The following is a 4,358-nucleotide window of genomic DNA, read 5'->3' as shown; positions in this document are numbered from 1 at the left end:
ATATGTTGAGGCTCCTGTACATTCTAATCCACGTGTATAGGCTCTCCCCACCAGCCACTAGCTTATTCTTAAGGATATTGTAGGCTGAAGTATATCCCCTGTATACTAAGTATGCGTAGTAGGCGTTTATCTTAGCCCTAATTATGTTTGGCTTACTGTTTGGGCTCGTTAATATGCTTAAACCATACCTAAACTTATTCCTAGTTTCAACGTCAGAATTATTAAGCTTCTCAACCATAGCTACTAACTGATCAATGAATTCATTAATGTAGGCATCGTAAGGCGCCTTAACACTCCCCCTCAACACATCAAGCACAGCTCTCTCATACTCTTCCCTAACCTTAGCCTTACTGGAAGAATCCACATTAAGTTAACCCCCAATTAACTTTAAAGTTTTAACTCATGGTAACGTAGAGCAGGCACCATGCCTTAACTTAACTCAATAAAATTAAGGGTATTTAACTAAGGCCTACTTATGTATATAGAATTCACCAGGCTTAGCGTAAAGGTTACTTGGCTTAATCAATGAACCAACCACCACTAGGAGTGCGCCAAGCATCATTATTAATGAGCCAGTTAAGTAGGAGTAAGGTGAACCCACTGTTTCCTTAACCAGTAGGGCTAAGGCTAATGAGCCAAAGGGCCCAATGGCTGCATTAATGTTCCAACCCAGTGAAACCGCCGACCACCTACTCTCCACTGGGAATAATGCAGTGAAGTACATTGTCTGTGGGGCTGCGGCTAAGCCAAATAATATGCCTGTTATTAATGATGCATAGTAGGCGCTTGGACTTATGGTGAAGGCTAGGTAAACTGCAGGTGGTGCGGTTAAGGCTAGTAGTATGGCTGGGTAGAGGAAGCTACCCCTAACACCAGTTTTAAGCATTATTAAGCCGCTTAAAACCTCACCAATCACAGCCCCAATACCCCCATACACAGTCAGCATGTATGCGTATGTGCTGGCAACCTTAACGCTAACGCCTATGCTTGGGGCAATTATCCTAGGCAATACGTATGGCCAGTAGCCTAGGCCGCCGTAGTAGTATATTGTTAAGCCCAGGTTTATTAATATTAATATAAGCATATTAACCCCCCAAACCCTCCTATTGGCTAGGGGAATGGGCTTCAGTGAACCGGACTCCTTAGCCCTTAACCATTCAGGGGATTCAATACCGAAAATCCTAATCACGAAGGCCACTAGGGCTAGTACAGCACCTATGTAGAATAGTATCCTCCACCCATTTGTGGCGAAGGCAGTGTAGCCTATACTACCCTCAACCAGTATACTTATTGCGCCGGCTAGGAATACTGCCCAGGATAAGCCACTGTACATTATGCCGTTTAAGAGGGGCTTCCACCTTGGGTTAACCTGCTCAAGGGCCCAGGTAGCCCCACCACCAGCCTCACCGCCAAGCCCAATACCTTGAATAAGCCTAATCACGTATAGGGCGATGGGCGCTGCAATGCCTATTTGAGCATAGGTGGGTAGGAGGCCTATGGCTAAGCTGGCTAAGCCCATTAAGGCGGCGTCAATGGCTGTGGTGGCCCTCCTACCGAACCTATCCCCAAGGTAACCGAAGATTAATGCCCCCAGTGGCCTTGCGAAGTAGGTTATGGCGAAGGCGAACCAGACTGTAACTAGGCTGAGCCTAAAGACCCCCTCAAGTATTTGGGAGAGGGTTGCGAAGACTATTATATCATAGTACTCGAGGCCCCATGCAAGCATCGTTGATACTGAGGCTAAAGTATAGTACCTTGCCTTAACCTCACCTGTTGACACAAGGCGCCTATTGCCTAAGCCTTATAAGTGTTTCCAGTTAGTGAACCTGGGTTTTAAGCGCCTTGAAGGCCTCATCAATAACCCTAATAGTCTCATCAACCACATCCCTACTATGCGCAGCGGAGGTGAAGTTAACCTCATATTGGCTTGGGGTGAAGTAAACACCCCTACTCAACGCCTCCCTATGGAAGGCTAAGTAAAGCTTCTCATCACTAGCCCTAACGTCTGCAGGGGTCTTCACATCACCCCTCTTGAAGTAGAATTGGAATATTGATGCAATCCTCTTAACAGTAATATCGAATCCATTCCTTGAGGCAGAATCAAGTATAGCATTAGCAATCCTCTCAGCAGCCTCATTAGCAGCCTCATAAACCCCACCACCCTTAATCACCCTAATAGTCGCTAAACCAGCGGCCACTGATATTGGGTGGGCGTTGAATGTCCCAGCATTATAGACTGGGCCCTGGGGGGTAACCATGCTCATTACATCCCTCCTACCGCCGAATGCACCTATTGGGAAGCCGCCCCCAATTATCTTGCCCAGCGTGGTTAAGTCAGGCTTAATATTGAATAAGCCCTGGGCTCCACTTAACCCAACCCTAAACCCAGTAATGACCTCGTCGAAGAGGAGTAATGCACCATACCTCTCAGTTAACTCCCTTGTAGCCTTAATGAATTCCAAGTCCGGTATTATTAGGCCGTAGTTACCGGCTATTGGCTCTACTAAGAGTAGGGCTATTTCATTACCATAATTCCTAAACACGCTCTCCAAGGCTTCAACATCATTATAAGGGGCAACTAGAGTGTATTTAACTGCATCATCAAGTATACCTGCACTCGTTGGAACACCCCAGGTGGCTGCCCCACTCCCAGCCTTAACTAAGACGTAGTCGAAGGCGCCGTGGTAATTACCCTCAAACTTAACAATATACTTCCTCCCAGTGAATCCCCTAGCCAACCTAACAGCATTCATTACTGCCTCAGTGCCAGTGTTAACGAACCTAATCATTTCCACACTCTTAATACTACTACTTATTTCCTTAGCCAACTCAACCTCATTCCTAGTTAAGGCACCGTAAAGCCACCCATCCTCAAGAGCCCTCCTCACAGCATCAAGGACCACTGGATGCCTATGCCCTAGGATTAGGGGGCCGAAGCCCATGCAGTAGTCGATTAATTTAGCCCCATCAATCGTGTAGAGGAATGCACCCTCAGCCCTCTTAATGATTAATGGCGCCGGCAGGTGCTTCATTGCCCTAACCGGGCTATTAACACCGCCTGGGAATAGGCTTAAAGCCTCCTTAAATAGGTCAACTGCCTCAGTGGCCATGATTAGGGTTAGTTTACTGGTGGTTAAAGCTTTCCTCAATGAACTAGGCAGGGTTATACTTTAAAACTTAATCATAAGCATGATTCACGTAATGGCTGTTGGTTCAATTTACTTAACGCTACTGGAATTCTCAATCCTAGTAACTATAGCAGAATCCCTCAGCCTAATAATGGCTAGGTATAGGTATCCAAGCATTGTGGCTGAGCTACTCACCGGTATAGTATTAAGCCCCTACGCCCTGGGTGGATTACTTAATGCCCTGCTCCACGTTAACTTATTCTCAATAAGCAACTACGTAGTATTCCTATCAGAATTCTCAGTAATACTCCTATTATTCGCCTCTGGGCTGGAGCATGGGTTATCTTCACTAAGGCAGGGTGGGTTCCTTGGGTTAATGGCTGCTGTGGCCGGCGCCTTAGCCCCCTACATTATTGTTTACTGGTACTGTAGTAGTATTGGCTTCAGCCAAGTGGCTTCATCATTCATAGCCCTATCAACAGCACCCACCAGCTTAGCCGTGGTTGCTAATATTATTGAGAGGGAGGGGCTTTATGAACTCCCAAGCACTAGGGTCCTCGTGGCCGCTGCATCAATGGATGATGTAGTAGCTCTAATACTGCTCTCCACATTATCCACAAGCCCTAATGCTAATTCAGTAATAGGCTTTACAATGCATATAATTAAGATTTCTGTGCTTTGGGCAATCTTCCTGGCGGCATCAGTATTAATAATACCTAGGCTACTTAATGGGATTAATGAATACCTAGTGGTTTACGCATCACTCATAGTTTTATTTGGGCTAGTTGTCGCAATGGTTGCCTCAGGCTTCTCAGCAGTAATAGCATCCTTCATAGCCGGCGTAGCTGTTGCTGAGAGTAGTAGGTCAAGTAGGGTTAGGGCATCCATTGATGCTTTACTGGCTATATTTGGTTCAATATTCTTCATAACTATAGGCCTTCAAATGGACTTTAAAACAATAACCAGCTTAAATATCATTATTCAATCCCTAGTAGTATCAGCACTAGCCATTGCAGCGAAAATAATTGGAGTTTACCCACTTGCCTACGTTAAGTTAAGGAATCCCATTAGTTCATTAACCGCATCACTAGGTATGGTACCTAGGGGTGAAATGGGGCTGGTGGTAGCCTCAATCGGCTTATCAAGCAGTGTACTGGATCCAAGTGAATACGGTTTAATACTAGTAATGGTCCTTATAACAACAATAATTGGTTCAGTCCTATATAGGAG

General features: G+C 45.6%; 4 protein-coding genes. 1 reads left to right on the top strand and 3 read right to left on the bottom strand.

All coding sequences use genetic code 11. From position 1 onward, the window contains the following. The 3 genes from BP896_RS06940 to hemL all read right to left on the bottom strand — a co-directional run. The coding region (locus BP896_RS06940; protein WP_291767028.1) for a hypothetical protein at positions 1 to 364 on the bottom strand (364 nt) is incomplete at its 3' end. 105 nt (positions 365 to 469) lie between these two features. Beyond that, positions 470 to 1,780 (bottom strand): MFS transporter, encoded by a 1,311-nt coding sequence (locus tag BP896_RS06935; protein ID WP_291767026.1) that lies wholly within the window; start codon positions 1,778 to 1,780, stop codon positions 470 to 472. Positions 1,781 to 1,817: 37 nt separating this feature from the next. After that, on the bottom strand, positions 1,818 to 3,110 hold the full coding sequence (gene hemL, locus BP896_RS06930; protein ID WP_291767024.1) for a glutamate-1-semialdehyde 2,1-aminomutase: 1,293 nt from the start codon (positions 3,108 to 3,110) through the stop codon (positions 1,818 to 1,820). Between the two features lie 91 nt (positions 3,111 to 3,201). On the opposite strand from hemL, the gene BP896_RS06925 reads away from it, so the two are divergent. Beyond that, the coding region (locus tag BP896_RS06925) for a cation:proton antiporter (RefSeq protein ID WP_291767023.1) at positions 3,202 to 4,358 on the top strand (1,157 nt) is incomplete at its 3' end.

The sequence above is a fragment of the Caldivirga sp. UBA161 genome (genome assembly GCF_002506515.1).
Taxonomy (GTDB): domain Archaea; phylum Thermoproteota; class Thermoprotei; order Thermoproteales; family Thermocladiaceae; genus Caldivirga.
Note: the sequence above shows the minus strand (reverse complement) of the source record. Positions and strands in the feature narration are given on the sequence as shown.